Genomic DNA, 17,175 nt, shown 5'->3' on the forward strand with positions numbered 1-17,175 from the left:
TGGAAATGCACTTAGAAGCAGGTATAGCGTGAAGAAAGGCCGTTTTCTGTTTTAGGGTGTAAAAAATGATAAAGCCCGATGGATCACCGGGCCTCAGAAGAGAGCGTTTCAACACGAAGCTGGTCTGGCGCCAGCCCAACGCTGAGAATGACAGGCTGCCACTCCTCGCGCGCGGCAAGCGTCGGAGATAGCCCTTTGGCAAGCCAGAATCCCCCCACGCCACCCAATGCGGCACCGCACATAGCGGCCACATCGGTACCAAACAGCATCTGAAACAGGCCCCCCATGATAAACAGGCCGACCAGCGGAGAGAGATACACCAGCATAGCGGAGCTGAGCAGGCTGCCTTCCGCGATGCCCAGTTCCACCTTCTGCCCCGCCATCAGCGGCTGTTCGCTTGGCACAGAAATCGTGTGCGATGTTTGTGGCCCGAGCTTATTCAGCACGCGGCTGCCGCAGCCAGCGCGGGATGCGCAGCTATTACACGAGGCTTTAACATCGCAGCTCACCAGCGCAATGCCGTTCTGCCAGGAGACAACCGTCGCCCACTCTTTGATCATTGTGTAGCCCTGAATTTAATGCTGTCGGAGATGCGCTTCGCCGTCTGCGGAGGGAGTTCTCCCACAATGGTGATCTCTGCGTTATCGCGTACCGTTGTACTCACCGTACGGCGCCCGGTACGCAGCATTTGTTCAGCGCTGTTTGCCGTTGCGCGATTGATATTCACAGAGAAGCTGAACAAACCATCCGAATAGAGACGCGATTCTACCGGCGTTTCAATCGTTGGCAGCTGACGACGGCTGCTGGACACTTCGCTAAACCCTTGCGGGATCCAGGCAGGTACCCAATTGAAATTAACAGAATCCCCGGCAGGAACAGAAAGCAGCGGCGGCAGGCTGGCCTTAGCCAGATTCTGCATGCTGTTGCCAACCTGATTGTTCACGCTGAAGGAGATAACCCGGAACTGTTCCAGCGTTTCACCGTCACGGTCGAGCAGGTCAACACGCATGGGGAGTTTGGTTTCGGCATCAATCCAGACGATATAGCTGTAGCGCGTTCCGTCCCGGGCAACAACGCGAATTACCTCGCACAGTCTGTCCGCGATACGGGTACGCCCTACCGAAATAAAATCGTAGTAAGGGGCAAGCCGTTTAAAGTCGGTATAAATGAGTGACGGCAGGGAATCAACGATATAGTCGCCATTCAGCGTGAAAGGCTCCAGGCCTGGCTCGAAATAGCTGATTTCGTTACCACGCTGGACGACTTCCCGACGCGGGCCATCCATCTGTAAAAGCTGGGCGAGCGGCTGGTTATCAAGACGGGCATGGCGATAGCGTAACGACTCGACGCCCTGCTTATTAATGCTGATAAATGCCAACTCGTAATTGAGTGACTGGCTGGCCAGATTCATTTGCTGCAACAACGCCCCGGATGATACATCAGCCGAGGCGTTGGCAGAGAAGAACAGGCTACCCGCCATCAGAGACATGGCGAACCAAAGTTGCTTCATTACTGCGATTGCGTTCCTAAAGTTTGGTTTCCGGGCACCTGCACAGCAGCTTGCTGTGTCTGCGCCTGCTCAAACTGAAGCTGTTCAGAGTGCAGACGACGCTGCAACTCGTAATCCTGCAACATCGCATTAATGCGACGGCGCTGCTCCTGAACCTGCTGTTGCTGACCGCCGCTGGCGGATGCATCAGCCGGTACGCCCAGGCTTACCGGGCTGGCTTTGCCCATCATCGGCAGTGTGTTAAACACTGGCGCTTCTGGCTGCTGATTAGTTTCAGACTGAGTATTATAGTGCTGGACGCCAACAATAACTGCAAGCGATACGCATGCAGCCACACCCATTTGGGTAAGCTGGCTGGCCCACGGACGCACCTTTTGCCAGAACGGCATTTTCTGCCACTGGTGAGGCGCGGGTTGAGCTTCAGGAATCAGCGGAGTGGTCTGATGAACAGGCTCATTCTCAATCGCCGCCATGACGCGGGCTGAGATATCGAAATGGAGAACCTCGCCGGTGTCACCGCGAAGGGTGTCACGGATGAGATGGTAACTCTCCCAGGTCTCTTGCATTTCGGGTGAATGAGACAGCTCATTGAGCAGCTCACTATCCACCGTTTCACCATCCATTAAAGCGGAAAGTTTTTCTTTCTGCATGCCTAATACCTTTTCCAGTATCCCGCTATCGTCAACGCCTGATAAGCGGTTGAACTTTATTATCAATAGCTTCTCGCGCACGGAAAATTCGCGAACGTACCGTGCCGACCGGACAATCCATGATAGCGGCTATCTCTTCATAGCTCAGACCATCCAGCTCCCGTAACGTAATTGCCATACGTAAATCTTCCGGGAGCGACTCGATCGTGCGAAAAACGATTTGTCTCAGTTCTTCTGACAACATTAAGTTCTCAGGGTTCGAAATTTCTTTCAATGCGCCGCCACTTTCGAAGTTTTCGGCGTCTATTGCGTCCACATCACTTGAAGGCGGACGACGACCCTGAGCGACCAGATAATTCTTTGCCGTATTGACCGCAATACGGTACAGCCAGGTATAAAAAGCACTATCTCCCCGGAAAGAATCCAGCGCGCGATAGGCCTTAATAAAAGACTCTTGCACCACATCAGGCACATCGCCTGACGGTACATAGCGGGAAACCAGGCTCGCCACCTTATGCTGGTAGCGGACCACCAGTAGGTTAAAGGCTTTCTGATCTCCCTTCTGGACCCGTTCAACCAGGACCTGGTCCGTTAACTGCTCGCTCATCCGAGGTAATGTCTCCCCAAACCTAAATTCCACGCGTTATCGAAACGCCACTCTAAAAATACCGCACTTTGAGCAAGCACCAATTAGAGTGTCTGATCTTCAATAAGTTCCGTAACGCCTTTGTTTTTGTTCATCGCGCCGCAGACTGTTCATTTTCTCTCATTATAAGTCTGTTCACGATACGCACCACTTTCTGACAAGAAACATCTTTTTCCCGCCAGAAGAGTAACGCAACACAGGCTTTATTTCACCACAAAATCTGACGCTAACGATCTGCTTCGCAAAATAATTTCACTCATTTACCCTCCGTTTACCTCCGCTTACGCGTTTAGTCATTGCAACACCTCTTAAAAAAAACGTGCGATATATCGCATTCGAGTGCTATTCTGACCCAACACTGTTTAGTAAATTAAACAACAATCATGAACACAACATCTGAACTCCATTGTGATGTACTGATCATCGGCAGCGGCGCTGCCGGTCTCTCTCTGGCGCTGCGCCTGGCCGAGCATCAAAACGTTATCGTTCTGAGTAAAGGACCGATAAGTGAAGGTTCCACGTTTTATGCCCAGGGTGGCATTGCCGCCGTGTTTGATGAGACAGACAGCATTGCCTCCCACGTCGACGATACGCTGATTGCCGGGGCCGGCATCGTGGATGCGCACGCCGCAGAGTTTGTCGCCAGCAATGCCCGCCACTGCGTGCAGTGGCTCATAGACCAGGGCGTCTTATTCGATACGCAGGTTCAACCCAACGGTGAAGAGAGCTATCACCTGACTCGCGAAGGCGGCCATAGCCACCGCCGCATCCTGCACGCAGCGGATGCCACCGGAAAAGAAGTGGAAACCACGCTTGTCAGTAAAGCGCTGAACCATCCTAATATTCGGGTTCTCGAGCGAAGCAATGCCGTTGATCTGATTATCTCCGACAAGATTGGCCTGCCCGGCACGCGTCGCGTGGTGGGCGCCTGGGTCTGGAACCGTAATAAAGAGAAGGTGGAAACCTGCCAGGCGAAGGCTGTAGTCCTGGCGACGGGCGGCGCCTCTAAAGTGTATCAGTACACCACGAACCCGGACATTGCCTCCGGAGACGGTATCGCGATGGCCTGGCGCGCCGGCTGTCGGGTGGCGAATCTTGAGTTCAATCAGTTCCACCCAACCGCCCTGTTCCACCCTCAGGCGCGCAACTTCCTGCTGACGGAAGCCCTTCGCGGTGAAGGCGCTTATCTGAAACGCCCTGACGGCTCCCGTTTTATGCCCGACTTTGACGCCCGGGGTGAACTGGCCCCGCGCGATATCGTTGCCCGCGCCATCGATCATGAAATGAAGCGCCTTGGCGTGGACTGCATGTATCTCGATATCAGCCATAAGCCAGCAGAGTTCATTCGCCAGCATTTTCCGATGATTTATGAAAAGCTGCTCGGTCTGGGCATTGATTTAACGCGCGATCCGGTGCCGATTGTGCCAGCCGCCCACTATACCTGCGGTGGCGTGATGGTTGACGATCATGGACGTACCGATGTGGACGGACTTTATGCTATCGGAGAGGTCAGCTATACCGGGCTTCATGGCGCGAACCGTATGGCCTCTAACTCGCTGCTTGAATGTCTGGTGTACGGCTGGTCGGCCGCGGAAGACATCACCAAACGCATGCCCTACGCCCGCGAGACAGACCGCCTGCCTGCCTGGGATGAAAGCCGCGTGGATAACCCGGACGAGCTGGTCGTGATCCAGCACAACTGGCATGAGCTACGGCTGTTTATGTGGGACTACGTGGGGATTGTGCGCACCACGAAACGACTGGAACGCGCCCTGCGCCGCATCACCATGCTGCAGCAGGAAATTGATGAATATTATGCCAATTTCCGCGTATCGAATAACCTGCTGGAGCTGCGCAATCTGGTACAGGTTGCCGAGCTGATCGTTCGCTGCGCGATGATGCGTAAAGAGAGCCGCGGGCTGCACTATACGCTGGACTACCCGGATCAGCTTGCGGAGTCCGGCCCGTCAATCCTCGCCCCGCAGGTTTACATAAACAGATAAAACGCCTGGGTCAGGGCAGTGTAATCTTCGGAATAACGCTGGTCTGGCCCACGGATCACCATTCGGTCATTAAAGCATTCACCCTCTTTTGGCGAGAGCGCCAGCAGCACGCGGTGCGGCAGTCGGCCTTCCGTATCCGAAATATCGGTACGCAGACGTAGCGTCCAGCCGATCTCCTGCGAGATACCGATGAACGTGTTGCCGGTACTCTCAGGCAGGACCACGCAGAAAAAACCTTCTTCGGAGATGAGTTCTGCCGCACTGGTGAGCAGCGCTTTATGATCGAGGGAGCCCGTATAACGCGCCTGTTCACGCTCGGGTGTCCCGCACTCAACGCCGGGCGCGTAGTAGGGAGGGTTGCTGACAATCAGATCGTAACGCGCGGTTTGTTCAGGCGCCCAGGCGAGTACATCTGCGCATTCCACTTTCATTCGGGCTGCCCAGGGGGATTCGGCCATATTGTCACTCGCCTGCTCTGCGGCCTGTGCATCCAGTTCGACGGCATCAATTGTGACATGCTCTTCCGTACGCTGCGCCAGCATCAACGCCACCAGCCCGCTGCCGGTACCGATATCAAGAATACGCTTAACACCTGCGACAGGCGCCCACGCTCCCAGTAAAATACCGTCTGTACCGACCTTCATGGCACAGCGATCGTGCGCGACAAAAAACTGTTTAAACGTAAAACCATCGCGGCGCAGCTGCGCTTTGAGTTGAGACATGTCAGGGCAACCTTCTAAGTGAAACTGGAGTAGCATAGGGGAAAGCGAAGTGGCCGAAAAGCGATATCCATACAAACAGATGAAGATTACAGCCGTAACGTCTATAATCAGCGCCCCACACAGAGGTAGAACATGACTGTAACGACTTTTTCCGAACTTGAACTCGATGAAAGCCTGCTCAAGGCACTTGAGAGCAAAGGCTTTACACGCCCGACCGCCATTCAGGCAGCGGCCATTCCGCCTGCGCTTGAGGGCCGCGATGTGCTCGGTTCTGCGCCAACCGGCACGGGGAAGACAGCAGCCTATTTGCTGCCTGTGTTGCAGCATCTGCTCGACTTCCCGCGTAAAAAATCTGGCCCGCCGCGTATTTTGATCCTGACGCCTACGCGCGAACTGGCAATGCAGGTTGCCGATCACGCGCGTGAACTCGCGGCAAATACTCATCTGGATATCGCCACCATCACCGGTGGCGTTGCGTACATGAACCACGCCGAAGTGTTCAGCGAAAACCAGGACATCGTCGTTGCTACGACCGGCCGCCTGCTGCAGTATATTAAAGAAGAGAACTTCGACTGCCGCGCGGTTGAAACGCTGATCCTCGATGAAGCCGACCGCATGCTGGACATGGGTTTCGCACAGGATATCGAGCACATTGCAGGAGAAACGCGCTGGCGTAACCAGACGATGCTGTTCTCTGCCACCCTCGAAGGGGAAGCGATCAAAGACTTCGCGGAGCGTCTGCTGGAAGATCCGGTGGAAGTGTCGGCGACGCCGTCCACCCGCGAGCGTAAGAAGATCCACCAGTGGTACTACCGCGCGGATAACCTTGAGCACAAGGTCGAATTGCTGAAACACCTGCTCAAACAGGAAGATGCACTGCGCACAATCGTATTTGTGCGTAAGCGTGAGCGCGTGCACGAGCTGGCTGAAATGCTCCGTAACGCCGGGATCAACAACTGCTATCTTGAAGGCGAGATGGCGCAGATCAAGCGTACCGAAGGGATTAAGCGTCTGACCGATGGTCGCGTTAACGTGCTGGTTGCGACTGACGTTGCCGCACGCGGGATCGACATCCCGGACGTCAGCCACGTCATTAACTTCGATATGCCGCGCAGCGGAGATACCTACCTGCACCGTATTGGCCGTACCGGCCGCGCGGGCCGCAAAGGGATTGCAATTTCACTCGTCGAAGCGCATGACTACCTGCTGCTGCAGAAGATTGGCCGCTATGTTGATGAGGCGCTGAAAGCGCGCGTTATTGACGAACTGCGCCCGACCACGCGTGCGCCGAGTGAAAAGATGACGGGTAAACCGTCCAAGAAAGCGCTCGCAAAACGTGCTGAGAGAAAAGAGAAAGAAAAAGAGAAACCGCGCGTGAAGCAGCGCCACCGCGATACCAAAAATATTGGTAAGCGCCGTAAGCCAAGCTCTGCCGCACCAGAGACGAAAACTGAAGAGTAAAAAAAAGCCGGGGAAATTCCCGGCTTTTTATTCCCCCCTGCTGAAGCCGTTACAGGCTTTCAGTAAAGGTACGGGCGATAACGTCGCGCTGCTGTTCTGGAGTCAGTGAGTTAAAGCGAACCGCATAGCCAGACACGCGGATGGTAAGTTGTGGGTATTTTTCTGGATGCTCAACGGCATCCATCAGCGTTTCGCGGCGCAGCACGTTTACGTTCAGGTGCTGACCACCTTCCACGCGCACTTCCGGCTGCACTTCCATAGGAACTTCACGGTATTCGATTTCGCCCAGTTTGTTTACCGGTACGATTTCATCTTCAGCAAAACCCGCTTTCGCAACGACGCAGCGCGCTTCGTTCTTCTCGCTGTCCAGCAGCCAGAAAGAATTGAGCAGATCGTCATTTGCAGCTTTAGTAATCTGGATACCTTTGATCATGTGTTGCCTCCCTTAGGCTACATTAACTGATGTCGGCCTCTCGCGGCCAATTGGTAAAACCATTGTTTCTTGTGTGTATATATATCATTCACACCCCGGTGATTTATTGATTTGAATCAACAAAAACACCAACCACATAAAGAGTGTGGTTTGACTTTATTGTTTTAGATCAATTTCCCAGCCTTACCAATTCAACTTACCCTGCATCTTTTCAAAATAAATTTAGCCACTTAGCACCTATTTCAGCGCGTAATTTTGCTCACCGGGGTGAAACAGGTAAGCTAGTCAGAGATTGAGATTCGCAGGAGAGCGAGATGACGACACCTTTAACCTGGCATGATGTGCTGGCCGAAGAAAAGCAGCAGCCCTATTTTATCAATACGCTCAGCACCGTTGCCGCTGAGCGTCAGTCCGGACAGACGATTTACCCGCCGCAGAAAGACGTGTTTAACGCCTTTCGCTACACCGAACTGAGCGATGTGAAAGTGGTCATTCTGGGCCAGGATCCCTATCACGGCCCCGGGCAGGCGCATGGGCTGGCGTTTTCCGTTCGTCCGGGCGTGGCTATCCCCCCTTCTCTGCTCAACATGTATAAAGAGCTTGAAGCAACCGTGCCCGGTTTTACCCGACCAAACCACGGTTACCTGGAAAGCTGGGCGCGCCAGGGCGTGCTGTTACTGAATACGGTGCTTACCGTACGGGCGGGTCAGGCGCACTCGCACGCCAGTCTGGGCTGGGAGACGTTTACCGATAAAGTCATCAGCCTGATCAACGAGCATCGTAAAGGGGTGGTGTTTTTACTCTGGGGTTCTCACGCGCAGAAGAAAGGGGCGATTATCGATCGTCAGCGTCATCACGTGTTGAAGGCACCGCACCCATCACCGCTGTCTGCACATCGCGGTTTCTTTGGCAGTAATCATTTTGTTCTGGCGAATGAATGGCTGGAAAAACGTGGCGAAAAGCCAATTGACTGGATGCCTGTATTACCGGCAGAGAGCGAGTAGTTAGAGTTTGTATGCCCGGCTCACCGGGCATACAAAAAGCACAATGGATTATGCCTTATTCTGGCGCCACCATTCGGCCAGCAGTACACCAGTCGCAACGGATACGTTCAGACTTTCCACATTGCCTGTTCCGTCGATAGAGACACTCAGATCCGCACTGGAGAGCGCCGCGTCAGACAGACCATCACGTTCCTGCCCCAGCACCAGCACCATTTTGCGCGGCAGCGTCGCTTTAAACAGCGGCGTACCGGCATGGCTTGAGGTGGTCACGATGGAATAACCCGCTTTACGGAACTGCTCGAGGGCGTCCAGAACGCTGTCGCCGGTGATTGGCTGTACGTGCTCGGCTCCGCCTTCCGCAGTACGGATTGCGGCACCGGATTCCAGCAGCGCGGCATCCTGCAACAGCACGCCTTTCACGCCAAAGTGCGCGCAGCTACGCATCATTGCGCCCAGGTTGTGCGGGTTGCCCACATCTTCCAGGGCCAGCACGCAATCATCGGCATCCGCCTGGCTGACCCACTGCTGCACAGTCGTGCCGTTACGCTTTTTGATCAGGAAGCAGACGCCGCCGTGGTGTTCAGTGCCGGACGCTTTGGTCAGCTCGGCATCATCAACCACGTGGTAGGCTTTACGGTTCGCGGCCATCCAGCGCAGCGCTTCTTTGAAGCGCGGGGTCACGCTCTGGATAAACCAGGCGCGGACGATACACTCAGGACGGCTCAGGAACAGCGCCTGGCAGGCGTTCTCGCCATACACGCGGGTCTCTTCCGCACGCTGACGGCGCAGCACTTCCGGGTCGATAAAGCTTTTACCGCTGATACCGCCGTGATCGGCTTTTTCCGGCGTCTCATCGCCAGGGGCGCGAGAAACGGTGCGCCACGGGGAGGCGTTATCACGTGAGAAGTCATCACGCGGACGATCGTCGCGTGGACGGTCACTGCGTGGGCGGTCGGAACGCGGACGGTCATCGCGTTTGCGATCGTCACGTTTGCGGTCATCACCGCGGTTATTTCTGTCATCGCGGGCGGGGCGACGGCCACCGTCTGCACGAGAAGACGCTGGACGCCCGCCACCTTTTCCGGTACGCGGATTTTGGGTGCGTTTATCAGAGTCATCATCACTGCGGACATACATCACTTTGACCTTGCCGCTTTTGTTTTTCATTTCGTCGTTCATGCTTTTCTCCACCAGCGCTGCGCGAAGCGCGCAGATTACCCGATGTGCCAGCGCATAGCCATAATTTCGTACAAAAGCCTGTGACTATTGTTCTCATTGAATAAAACGCATTGTTGTTTCAAACAGGCTCATTGATAATATGTAACATATTAGAAACATTATCGGCGTTGTGCCGCTGTCCCACGGCTCTATCAGAGGTTAGTTATGAATACCGTATGTGCCAACTGTCAGGCTCTTAATCGCATTCCGGACGATCGGATGGAAGATGGTGCGAAATGCGGACGTTGTGGCCATGAATTATTTGATGGCGATGTCATTAACGCGACGGGTGCTACGCTGGACAAACTCCTCAAGGACGATCTTCCTGTCGTGATCGATTTCTGGGCGCCATGGTGCGGCCCTTGCCGTAGCTTCGCGCCGATTTTCGAAGATGTGGCCGAAGAGCGCAGCGGAAAAATGCGGTTCGTTAAGGTCAATACCGAAGCCGAACCCGAACTGAGCGCACGTTTTCGTATTCGCAGCATCCCGACCATTATGATTTTCAAAAATGGCGAAGTGATCGATATGCTCAACGGTGCGGTTCCAAAAGCACCTTTTGACAGCTGGTTAAACGAGTCGCTGTAACATTCACGGGGCACGTCTTGTGCCCCGCTCCCGCCTCTGCGAAAATAGCGTTTTTCCTGCATTTCGCCCATGACTGATAACGCTGTTCTTAAATTACGGGCCGAACGCCTTGCGCGCGCCACCCGACCGTTCCTCGCCCGAGGCAACCGTATTCGCCGCTGTCAGCGCTGCCTGTTGCCGCTGAAGGTTTGTCTGTGCGAGACGCTGGCGCCGAGTACGGCACAGAGCCGTTTTTGTCTGGTCATGTTCGATACCGAGCCGATGAAACCCAGCAATACGGGGCGTCTTATCGCCGATATTCTGCCGGATACCGCCGCGTTTCAGTGGTCCCGTACGGAGCCGCCTCAGGCCCTGCTCGATTTAGTGGCCAGCCCCGACTATCAGCCTATGGTCGTCTTCCCCGCGTCATATGCAGGTGTAGATCGCCAGGTGCTTTCAGCGCCGCCATCCGGTAAACCACCGCTGTTTATCATGCTGGACGGAACCTGGACCGAAGCGCGAAAAATGTTTCGCAAAAGCCCGTATCTCGACGCGCTGCCGGTGATTTCTGTCGATCTTTCCCGCGTCTCCGCCTACCGCCTGCGTGAAGCGCATGCTGACGGGCAATACTGCACCGCCGAAGTGGCGATTGCGCTTCTGGATTTAGCGGGAGATACCGCTGCGGCTGGTGCCCTGGGCAACCATTTCTCTTGCTTCCGGGAGCGCTATCTGGCGGGAAAAAGCGTTCATAAGGGCAGCGTCACAGCGCCCGAGCCAGAAAGCGTTTAAAATCATCAGGTCGCTTGCATTTACAGGAGGCCTGCATGAGCCAGCGAGGGTTAGAAGCGCTACTTCGTCCTAAATCCATTGCCGTTATCGGCGCATCAATGAAGCCGGATCGTGCTGGCTATCTGATGATGCGTAATCTGCTGGCCGGGGGATTTAATGGCCCCGTCATGCCCGTCACGCCGTCCTATAAGGCAGTTCAGGGAGTGCTTGCATGGCCTGATGTACAAAGCCTGCCTTTCGTGCCGGATCTTGCCGTACTTTGTACAAACGCGAAGCGCAACCCGGAACTGCTGGAATCACTCGGCAAGAAAGGGTGTAAAACCTGCATAATTCTCTCGTCTCCGCCTGAACAGAAAGCCGAGCTTCTGGCCTGCGCCAGCCGCTATCAAATGCGCATTCTCGGGCCAAACAGTCTGGGCCTGCTTGCCCCCTGGCAGGGGCTGAATGCCAGTTTCTCCCCGGTTCCGATCCGCAAAGGCAAACTGGCATTTATCTCGCAGTCGGCTGCGGTATCGAACACCATCCTCGACTGGGCGCAACAGCGTGAAATGGGATTCTCCTACTTCATTGCCCTGGGAGACAGCCTGGATATCGATGTTGATGAGCTGCTGGATTTTCTGGCGCGTGACGGCAAAACCAGCGCGATCCTGCTTTATCTTGAGCACCTCAGCGACGCGCGTCGTTTTGTCTCGGCTGCGCGAAGCGCTTCACGCAATAAGCCGATCCTGGTGATCAAAAGCGGACGCAGCCCTGCGGCACAGCGTCTGCTGCATTCTCATTCCGGCATGGATCCCGCCTGGGACGCCGCCATTCAGCGCGCGGGGTTGCTGCGGGTACAGGATACGCACGAGCTTTTTTCCGCCGTTGAGACGTTAAGCCACATGCGCCCGTTGCGCGGTGAGAAGCTAATGATTGTCAGTAACGGTGCGGCCCCTGCCGCGCTCGCTCTGGACGAGCTGTGGCGGCGCTTCGGCAAGCTGGCAACGCCGAGTGAAGAGACGCTGCAGCGCCTGAAAGAAGCGCTTCCGACCAGCGTGACGCCCGGCAATCCGCTTGATTTACGCGATGACGCCAGCAGCGACCGCTATATCAGGGCGATATCCATTTTGCTGGATAGCCAGGATTTCGATGCGCTGATGATTATCCACTCCCCCAGCGCGGTCGCGCCGGGCAGTGAAAGCGCGCGCGCGCTTATTGATGCCGTGCGCAACCATCCACGCGGTAAATACGTTACCCTGCTCACCAACTGGTGCGGTGAGTTTTCCTCTCAGGAGGCACGGCGCTTGTTCAGCGAGGCCGGGCTGCCAACCTACCGCACGCCGGAAGGCACCATCACCGCATTTATGCATATGGTGGAATATCGCCGCAACCAGAAACAGCTGCGTGAAACACCGGCTTTGCCGGGGAATCTGACGGCGAACACCGTCGACGTTCACCGGCTGTTGCAGCAGGCCATTGAAGAAGGCGCGACCTCGCTTGATACGCATGAGGTCCAGCCCATTCTGGGCAGCTACGGGATGCAAACCCTGCCGACCTGGATCGCCAGCGACAGCGCAGAGGCCGTGCATATAGCCGAACAGATTGGCTATCCGGTGGCCCTGAAGCTCCGCTCCCCGGATATCCCGCATAAGTCTGATGTTCAGGGGGTTATGTTATACCTGCGTACGGCGACTGAGGTGCAGCAGGCTGCTGATGCTATTTTCGACCGGGTAAAAATGGCCTGGCCACAGGCAAGGATCCACGGATTGCTGGTGCAAAGCATGGCCAACCGCGCAGGGGCTCAGGAATTACGGGTGGTGGTTGAACACGATCCCGTCTTCGGACCGCTCATCATGCTGGGAGAGGGTGGCGTTGAGTGGCGCCCGGAGGAGCAGGCCGTGGTGGCGTTACCGCCGCTGAACATGAACCTGGCGCGTTATCTGATCATCCAGGCGATCAAAAGTAAAAAGATCCGTGGCCGGAGTGCGCTGCGCCCGCTTGATATTGCCGGGTTAAGCCAGTTCCTGGTGCAGGTCTCTAACCTGATTGTGGATTGTGCAGAGATCCAGCGGCTGGACATTCATCCGCTGCTGGCCTCCGGCAATGAGTTTACGGCGCTGGATGTGACCCTGGATATCGCACCATTCGAAGGAGACAGAGAGAGCCGTCTGGCGATCCGCCCGTATCCCCTGCAGCTGGAGGAGTGGGTTGAGATGAAGAATGGAGAACGCGCCTTGTTCCGCCCTATTCTGCCGGAAGATGAGCCCCAGCTGCGGGCTTTTATCTCTCAGGTCACGAAAGAGGATCTTTATTATCGCTATTTTAGCGAAATCAACGAATTTACCCACGATGATTTAGCCAATATGACCCAGATCGACTACGATCGAGAAATGGCGTTTGTTGCCGTTCGTCGCTCCGATAAGGGGGATGAGATCCTCGGCGTCACGCGTGCGATTTCTGACCCGGATAACGTCGATGCGGAGTTTGCGGTGCTGGTGCGCTCCGATCTTAAAGGCCTGGGTCTTGGGAGACGGCTGCTGGAAAAACTTATCAGTTATACGCGAGATCACGGATTGTTACGCCTTAATGGCATTACTATGCCTAACAATCGCGGTATGGTGACCCTGGCTCGAAAACTCGGGTTTGACGTTGATATTCAGCTGGACGAAGGTATTGTGGCCTTGTCCCTCAGTCTGACATCAGCAGACAAACGCGAGTAAGCTACTGGAAATGTTACCCACTTTGGACGGGACTGGTGGTATCATTGTCCGCTTATGTTGTTTGCATGGTACAGACAACCCTTCAATGAACAGAGAAGAAACGCACTGTGATGTTGTCAAAATTTAAGCGTAATAAACATCAACAACACCTTGCTCAACTACCGAAGATTTCTCAGTCAGTTGATGATGTAGAGTTCTTTTACGCTCCCGCTCATTTTCGGGAGACGCTGCTGGAAAAGATTGCCAGCGCCACGCGACGCATTTGCATTGTAGCGCTCTATCTTGAACAGGATGAAGGCGGGCGCGGGATCCTGAACGCGCTCTATGAAGCCAAACGTCAGCGTCCGGAACTTGATGTTCGCGTGCTGGTAGACTGGCATCGCGCTCAGCGTGGCCGTATTGGCGCTGCTGCGTCAAAAACTAATGCCGACTGGTATTGCCGCACGGCGCAGGAAAATCCTGGCGTTGATGTGCCTGTTTATGGCGTCCCGGTTAATACCCGTGAAGCGCTCGGCGTCCTTCATTTCAAGGGATTCATCATTGATGACAGCGTGCTTTACAGCGGCGCAAGTCTGAATGATGTTTACCTTCATCAGCTCGATAAATATCGCTACGACCGCTACCATCTGATCCGTAATCCGCAGATGGCCGATATCATGTTTAACTGGGTTGATAAAAATCTGGTCCATGGACGCGGTGTTAATCGCCTTGACGATCCCGAACGCCCTAAAAGCCCGGAAATCAAAAACGATGTTCGCGCCTTCCGCCAGGAGCTACGTGATGCGGTCTATCATTTCCAGGGCGATGCGAACAACGAAGAGTTATCCGTTACCCCGCTGGTAGGGCTCGGCAAATCAAGCCTGCTGAACAAAACGATCTTCCATCTGATGCCGTGCGCGGAGCAGAAACTCACCATCTGTACGCCGTACTTTAACCTTCCTGCCGTGCTGGTGCGTAATATCATTCAGCTGCTGCGCGACGGTAAAAAAGTGGAAATCATCGTTGGCGATAAAACTGCAAACGACTTCTTCATTCCTGAAGATCAGCCGTTCAAAATCATCGGTGCCCTGCCTTATCTCTATGAGATTAACCTGCGCCGTTTCCTGAGCCGTTTACAGTATTACGTAAACACTGACCAGCTGGTTGTGCGTCTCTGGAAAGATGAAGACAACACTTACCATCTGAAAGGAATGTGGGTCGACGATGAGTGGATGCTGCTGACCGGTAACAACCTGAACCCACGCGCGTGGCGACTGGATCTGGAAAACGCTATCCTAATCCATGACCCGCAGCATGAGTTAGCCGCAAAACGTGAACGTGAGCTGGAGCTGATTCGCACACATACCACTGTGGTGAATCACTACCGCGAACTGCAGAGCATTGCCGATTACCCGGTGAAAGTCCGCAAGCTTATCCGCCGCTTGCGTCGTATTCGTATCGACCGACTTATCAGCCGTATTCTGTAATGTCCAGGCCCTGCCACCCGCAGGGCTTTTTTATGGAGCCCGTTGATGCGTATTCCTCTGTTACTGAGCGTCCTTTTTCTGAGTGGCTGTAGCCATGTGGCCAACGATAGCTGGTCTGGACAGGATAAAGCCCAGCATTTCCTCGCTTCCGCGATGTTGTCTGCAGCCGGTAATGAATATGCGCAGCATCAGGGATACAGCCGGGATCGCAGTGCGGCAATTGGGTTGATGTTCTCAGTCAGTCTTGGAGCATCAAAAGAACTGTGGGATAGCCGCCCCGCAGGGAGCGGCTGGAGCTGGAAAGATTTCGCCTGGGATGTCGCCGGCGCAACGACCGGCTATGCCGTGTGGCAGATGGCACGCTATTAAAGCCGAATGCCTTTCCCTTTGCGATGCAGCATCAGGGAAACAATAAAGGCCAGTGCGCCCATTATCGTTACGTACCAGAAGAATGTCGTTTCACTTCCCCATGATTTAAGCGATAACGCAACGTACTCCGCCGATCCGCCAAACAACGCATTAGCTACCGCATAAGAGAGCCCTACCCCTAAAGCACGTACCTGCGCCGGGAACATTTCGGCTTTCAGTATTCCGCTAATAGAGGTATAGAAACTGACAATCACCATCGCCAGCATCACCAGCGCAAACGCGGCATACGGCGAAGTCACATGCTGAAGGGCAGACAGAATAGGTACGGTACATAATGCCGACAGCCCGCCAAAAATCAGCATCGACGTTCGTCGACCGATTTTATCCGAGAGCGCACCGATAATAGGTTGTATGAGCATAAAGACAAACAGCGCCACGGTCATGACTACGCTGGCAACGTTTGCGTGCATGCCGGTGGTGTTCACAAGGTACTTCTGCATATAGGTGGTGAACGTGTAGAAACTAAGAGATCCGCCCGCAGTAAAGCCCAGCACCATAAGGAAAGCTTTGCGGTTACGCCATAACCCTTTGAATGTTCCCGCCTCCTTTAGCGTTCTGACTTCCTTCTGAGAGGTTTCATCTAACTGACGGCGTAGCCAAAGTGCGACAACCGCCAGTACTGCGCCCATTGCGAAAGGAATTCGCCATCCCCAGGCGTGAAGTTGTTCATCCGTCAGAATTTGCTGCAGGATCACCACCACAAGAATGGCCAGCAGTTGACCACCAATCAACGTGACATACTGGAATGAGGCGTAAAAACCTTTACGGCCTTCCAGTGCAATCTCACTCATGTAGGTCGCACTGGTACCGTACTCACCGCCCACCGATAATCCCTGAAATAAGCGGGCCAGTAAAAGTAGCGCCGGTGCCCAGGTACCAATCGATTCATATCCCGGTAAGCAAGCGATCACCAGAGAACCAAAGCACATCATGCACACCGAGATCAGCATAGAAGTCTTACGGCCGCGACGATCCGCAATGCGACCGAACAGCCAGCCCCCGATGGGCCGCATTAAAAACCCTGCGGCAAATACCCCCGCCGTTTGTAGCAGCTGCGTTGTGGTGTTGCCGGATGGGAAAAAAATATGTGCGAAGTAGAGTGAACAGAATGAGTAGACGTAAAAGTCGAACCATTCAACCAGATTCCCTGAAGAGGCGCTGACTATTGCCCATACCCTTCTTCGGGTATCACTGTTAGCCAGCGTCCCGTTTGATGTAATGCTTTCTGTCATTGTGATTATGCTCCTGCCATAAACAGCGGCGTATTGAGCCAGGAGACTCAATTACCTCGTAAATGAAATGTTATAATCTTGTTACGAATAACATTGCGACAGGGATCACACATTCCATTAGCAGGATAAGGGATTAAGAGGAAGGCCAGAGAGTATAAGCACAAAGCAAAAAACCCCGCACCTTACGGTACGGGGTTCTTCTAATTGATGCCTGGCAGTTCCCTACTCTCACATGGGGAGACCCCACACTACCATCGGCGCTACGGCGTTTCACTTCTGAGTTCGGCATGGGGTCAGGTGGGACCACCGCGCTAAAGCCGCCAGGCAAATTCTGTTAATCTGTATCAGG

17 protein-coding genes and 1 rRNA gene are annotated in these 17,175 nt (G+C 54.5%); 8 read left to right on the forward strand and 10 right to left on the reverse strand.

Annotated elements, in window-relative coordinates:
* Positions 1–83: 83 nt before the first annotated feature.
* From rseC to rseD, 5 genes are read right to left on the reverse strand one after another with little or no spacing between them, the layout of a single operon-like run.
* Complete coding sequence (gene rseC, locus INF68_RS09720) at positions 84–560, reverse strand: SoxR-reducing system protein RseC (protein WP_023308850.1); 477 nt, start codon at positions 558–560, stop codon at positions 84–86.
* Positions 557–1,510 carry a sigma-E factor regulatory protein RseB gene (gene rseB / locus INF68_RS09725; RefSeq protein ID WP_109845520.1) on the reverse strand — a complete coding sequence of 318 codons (954 nt, stop codon included), beginning with the start codon at positions 1,508–1,510 and terminating at the stop codon, positions 557–559. Before rseB ends, rseC begins: the two co-directional genes overlap by 4 nt.
* Positions 1,510–2,160, reverse strand: a complete 651-nt coding sequence (gene rseA, locus INF68_RS09730; protein ID WP_008502186.1) for an anti-sigma-E factor RseA — start codon at positions 2,158–2,160, stop codon at positions 1,510–1,512. Before rseA ends, rseB begins: the two co-directional genes overlap by 1 nt.
* 31 nt (positions 2,161–2,191) lie before the next feature.
* On the reverse strand, positions 2,192–2,767 hold the full coding sequence (rpoE, locus tag INF68_RS09735; protein ID WP_006176728.1) for an RNA polymerase sigma factor RpoE: 576 nt from the start codon (positions 2,765–2,767) through the stop codon (positions 2,192–2,194).
* Entirely contained in the window at positions 2,764–2,847 is an 84-nt protein-coding gene (rseD, locus tag INF68_RS23495; protein ID WP_223605340.1) for a rpoE leader peptide RseD, read from the reverse strand. The genes rpoE and rseD overlap by 4 nt, the downstream gene beginning before the upstream one ends.
* A gap of 342 nt (positions 2,848–3,189) precedes the next feature.
* Here rseD and nadB point away from each other — a divergent pair, with 342 nt between their 5' ends.
* A complete protein-coding gene (nadB, locus tag INF68_RS09745; RefSeq protein WP_126787292.1) occupies positions 3,190–4,809 on the forward strand; it encodes an L-aspartate oxidase in 1,620 nt (539 codons plus the stop codon).
* Here nadB and INF68_RS09750 read toward each other — a convergent pair.
* Complete coding sequence (locus INF68_RS09750; RefSeq protein ID WP_126787293.1) at positions 4,794–5,531, reverse strand: tRNA1(Val) (adenine(37)-N6)-methyltransferase; 738 nt, start codon at positions 5,529–5,531, stop codon at positions 4,794–4,796. The two genes, nadB and INF68_RS09750, sit on opposite strands and share 16 nt — an antisense overlap.
* A 132-nt stretch (positions 5,532–5,663) precedes the next feature.
* On the opposite strand from INF68_RS09750, the gene srmB reads away from it, so the two are divergent.
* The gene (srmB, locus tag INF68_RS09755; RefSeq protein WP_126787294.1) at positions 5,664–6,992 is read left to right on the forward strand and encodes an ATP-dependent RNA helicase SrmB; all 1,329 of its coding nucleotides are present in this window, start codon (positions 5,664–5,666) and stop codon (positions 6,990–6,992) included.
* Positions 6,993–7,041: 49 nt separating this feature from the next.
* Here srmB and grcA read toward each other — a convergent pair whose 3' ends face one another.
* Positions 7,042–7,425: an autonomous glycyl radical cofactor GrcA gene (gene grcA, locus INF68_RS09760; RefSeq protein ID WP_058841740.1), complete on the reverse strand. Its 384-nt coding sequence runs from the start codon at positions 7,423–7,425 to the stop codon at positions 7,042–7,044.
* Positions 7,426–7,739: 314 nt separating this feature from the next.
* Between grcA and ung the strand changes: the two genes are divergently transcribed.
* Positions 7,740–8,429: a uracil-DNA glycosylase gene (gene ung / locus INF68_RS09765; protein ID WP_126787295.1), complete on the forward strand. Its 690-nt coding sequence runs from the start codon at positions 7,740–7,742 to the stop codon at positions 8,427–8,429.
* 48 nt (positions 8,430–8,477) lie between these two features.
* Here ung and INF68_RS09770 read toward each other — a convergent pair whose 3' ends face one another.
* Positions 8,478–9,608, reverse strand: a complete 1,131-nt coding sequence (locus INF68_RS09770) for a tRNA/rRNA methyltransferase (protein ID WP_029741125.1) — start codon at positions 9,606–9,608, stop codon at positions 8,478–8,480.
* A 204-nt stretch (positions 9,609–9,812) separates the two neighbouring features.
* Here INF68_RS09770 and trxC point away from each other — a divergent pair, with 204 nt between their 5' ends.
* The 5 genes from trxC to INF68_RS09795 all read left to right on the forward strand — a co-directional run bounded on the left by trxC (position 9,813) and on the right by INF68_RS09795 (position 15,534).
* Positions 9,813–10,232, forward strand: coding sequence for a thioredoxin TrxC (gene trxC / locus INF68_RS09775; protein WP_126787296.1), 420 nt, complete (start codon positions 9,813–9,815; stop codon positions 10,230–10,232).
* Positions 10,233–10,301: 69 nt separating this feature from the next.
* Complete coding sequence (locus tag INF68_RS09780) at positions 10,302–11,000, forward strand: tRNA-uridine aminocarboxypropyltransferase (RefSeq protein ID WP_126787297.1); 699 nt, start codon at positions 10,302–10,304, stop codon at positions 10,998–11,000.
* 35 nt (positions 11,001–11,035) lie between these two features.
* On the forward strand, positions 11,036–13,699 hold the full coding sequence (gene pat, locus INF68_RS09785) for a protein lysine acetyltransferase (protein ID WP_126787298.1): 2,664 nt from the start codon (positions 11,036–11,038) through the stop codon (positions 13,697–13,699).
* A 110-nt stretch (positions 13,700–13,809) separates the two neighbouring features.
* Positions 13,810–15,165 carry a CDP-diacylglycerol--serine O-phosphatidyltransferase gene (gene pssA / locus INF68_RS09790; RefSeq protein WP_126787301.1) on the forward strand — a complete coding sequence of 452 codons (1,356 nt, stop codon included), beginning with the start codon at positions 13,810–13,812 and terminating at the stop codon, positions 15,163–15,165.
* A 45-nt stretch (positions 15,166–15,210) separates the two neighbouring features.
* Positions 15,211–15,534: a YfiM family lipoprotein gene (locus tag INF68_RS09795; protein ID WP_126787299.1), complete on the forward strand. Its 324-nt coding sequence runs from the start codon at positions 15,211–15,213 to the stop codon at positions 15,532–15,534.
* Here INF68_RS09795 and INF68_RS09800 read toward each other — a convergent pair.
* Together INF68_RS09800 and rrf are read right to left on the reverse strand one after the other, a co-directional pair.
* Positions 15,531–16,826 carry an MFS transporter gene (locus tag INF68_RS09800; RefSeq protein WP_109845525.1) on the reverse strand — a complete coding sequence of 432 codons (1,296 nt, stop codon included), beginning with the start codon at positions 16,824–16,826 and terminating at the stop codon, positions 15,531–15,533. The two genes, INF68_RS09795 and INF68_RS09800, sit on opposite strands and share 4 nt — an antisense overlap.
* A 209-nt stretch (positions 16,827–17,035) precedes the next feature.
* Positions 17,036–17,151: ribosomal RNA gene (rrf, locus tag INF68_RS09805) — 5S ribosomal RNA — on the reverse strand.
* Between the last annotated feature and the right edge of the window lie 24 nt (positions 17,152–17,175).

It is taken from the genome of Enterobacter cloacae complex sp. P16RS2 (genome assembly GCF_014982155.1).
Taxonomy (GTDB): domain Bacteria; phylum Pseudomonadota; class Gammaproteobacteria; order Enterobacterales; family Enterobacteriaceae; genus Enterobacter; species Enterobacter cloacae_M.

Bases quoted from the DNA above. Each gene is read 5' to 3' on its own strand.
- rseC (WP_023308850.1), bottom strand. From the start codon at position 560: ATGATCAAAGAGTGGGCGACGGTTGTCTCCTGGCAGAACGGCATTGCG.
- rseB (WP_109845520.1), bottom strand. From the start codon at position 1,510: ATGAAGCAACTTTGGTTCGCCATGTCTCTGATGGCGGGTAGCCTGTTC.
- rseA (WP_008502186.1), bottom strand. From the start codon at position 2,160: ATGCAGAAAGAAAAACTTTCCGCTTTAATGGATGGTGAAACGGTGGAT.
- rpoE (WP_006176728.1), bottom strand. From the start codon at position 2,767: ATGAGCGAGCAGTTAACGGACCAGGTCCTGGTTGAACGGGTCCAGAAG.
- nadB (WP_126787292.1), top strand. From the start codon at position 3,190: ATGAACACAACATCTGAACTCCATTGTGATGTACTGATCATCGGCAGC.
- INF68_RS09750 (WP_126787293.1), bottom strand. From the start codon at position 5,531: ATGTCTCAACTCAAAGCGCAGCTGCGCCGCGATGGTTTTACGTTTAAA.
- srmB (WP_126787294.1), top strand. From the start codon at position 5,664: ATGACTGTAACGACTTTTTCCGAACTTGAACTCGATGAAAGCCTGCTC.
- grcA (WP_058841740.1), bottom strand. From the start codon at position 7,425: ATGATCAAAGGTATCCAGATTACTAAAGCTGCAAATGACGATCTGCTC.
- ung (WP_126787295.1), top strand. From the start codon at position 7,740: ATGACGACACCTTTAACCTGGCATGATGTGCTGGCCGAAGAAAAGCAG.
- INF68_RS09770 (WP_029741125.1), bottom strand. From the start codon at position 9,608: ATGAACGACGAAATGAAAAACAAAAGCGGCAAGGTCAAAGTGATGTAT.
- trxC (WP_126787296.1), top strand. From the start codon at position 9,813: ATGAATACCGTATGTGCCAACTGTCAGGCTCTTAATCGCATTCCGGAC.
- INF68_RS09780 (WP_126787297.1), top strand. From the start codon at position 10,302: ATGACTGATAACGCTGTTCTTAAATTACGGGCCGAACGCCTTGCGCGC.
- pat (WP_126787298.1), top strand. From the start codon at position 11,036: ATGAGCCAGCGAGGGTTAGAAGCGCTACTTCGTCCTAAATCCATTGCC.
- pssA (WP_126787301.1), top strand. From the start codon at position 13,810: ATGTTGTCAAAATTTAAGCGTAATAAACATCAACAACACCTTGCTCAA.
- INF68_RS09795 (WP_126787299.1), top strand. From the start codon at position 15,211: ATGCGTATTCCTCTGTTACTGAGCGTCCTTTTTCTGAGTGGCTGTAGC.
- INF68_RS09800 (WP_109845525.1), bottom strand. From the start codon at position 16,826: ATGACAGAAAGCATTACATCAAACGGGACGCTGGCTAACAGTGATACC.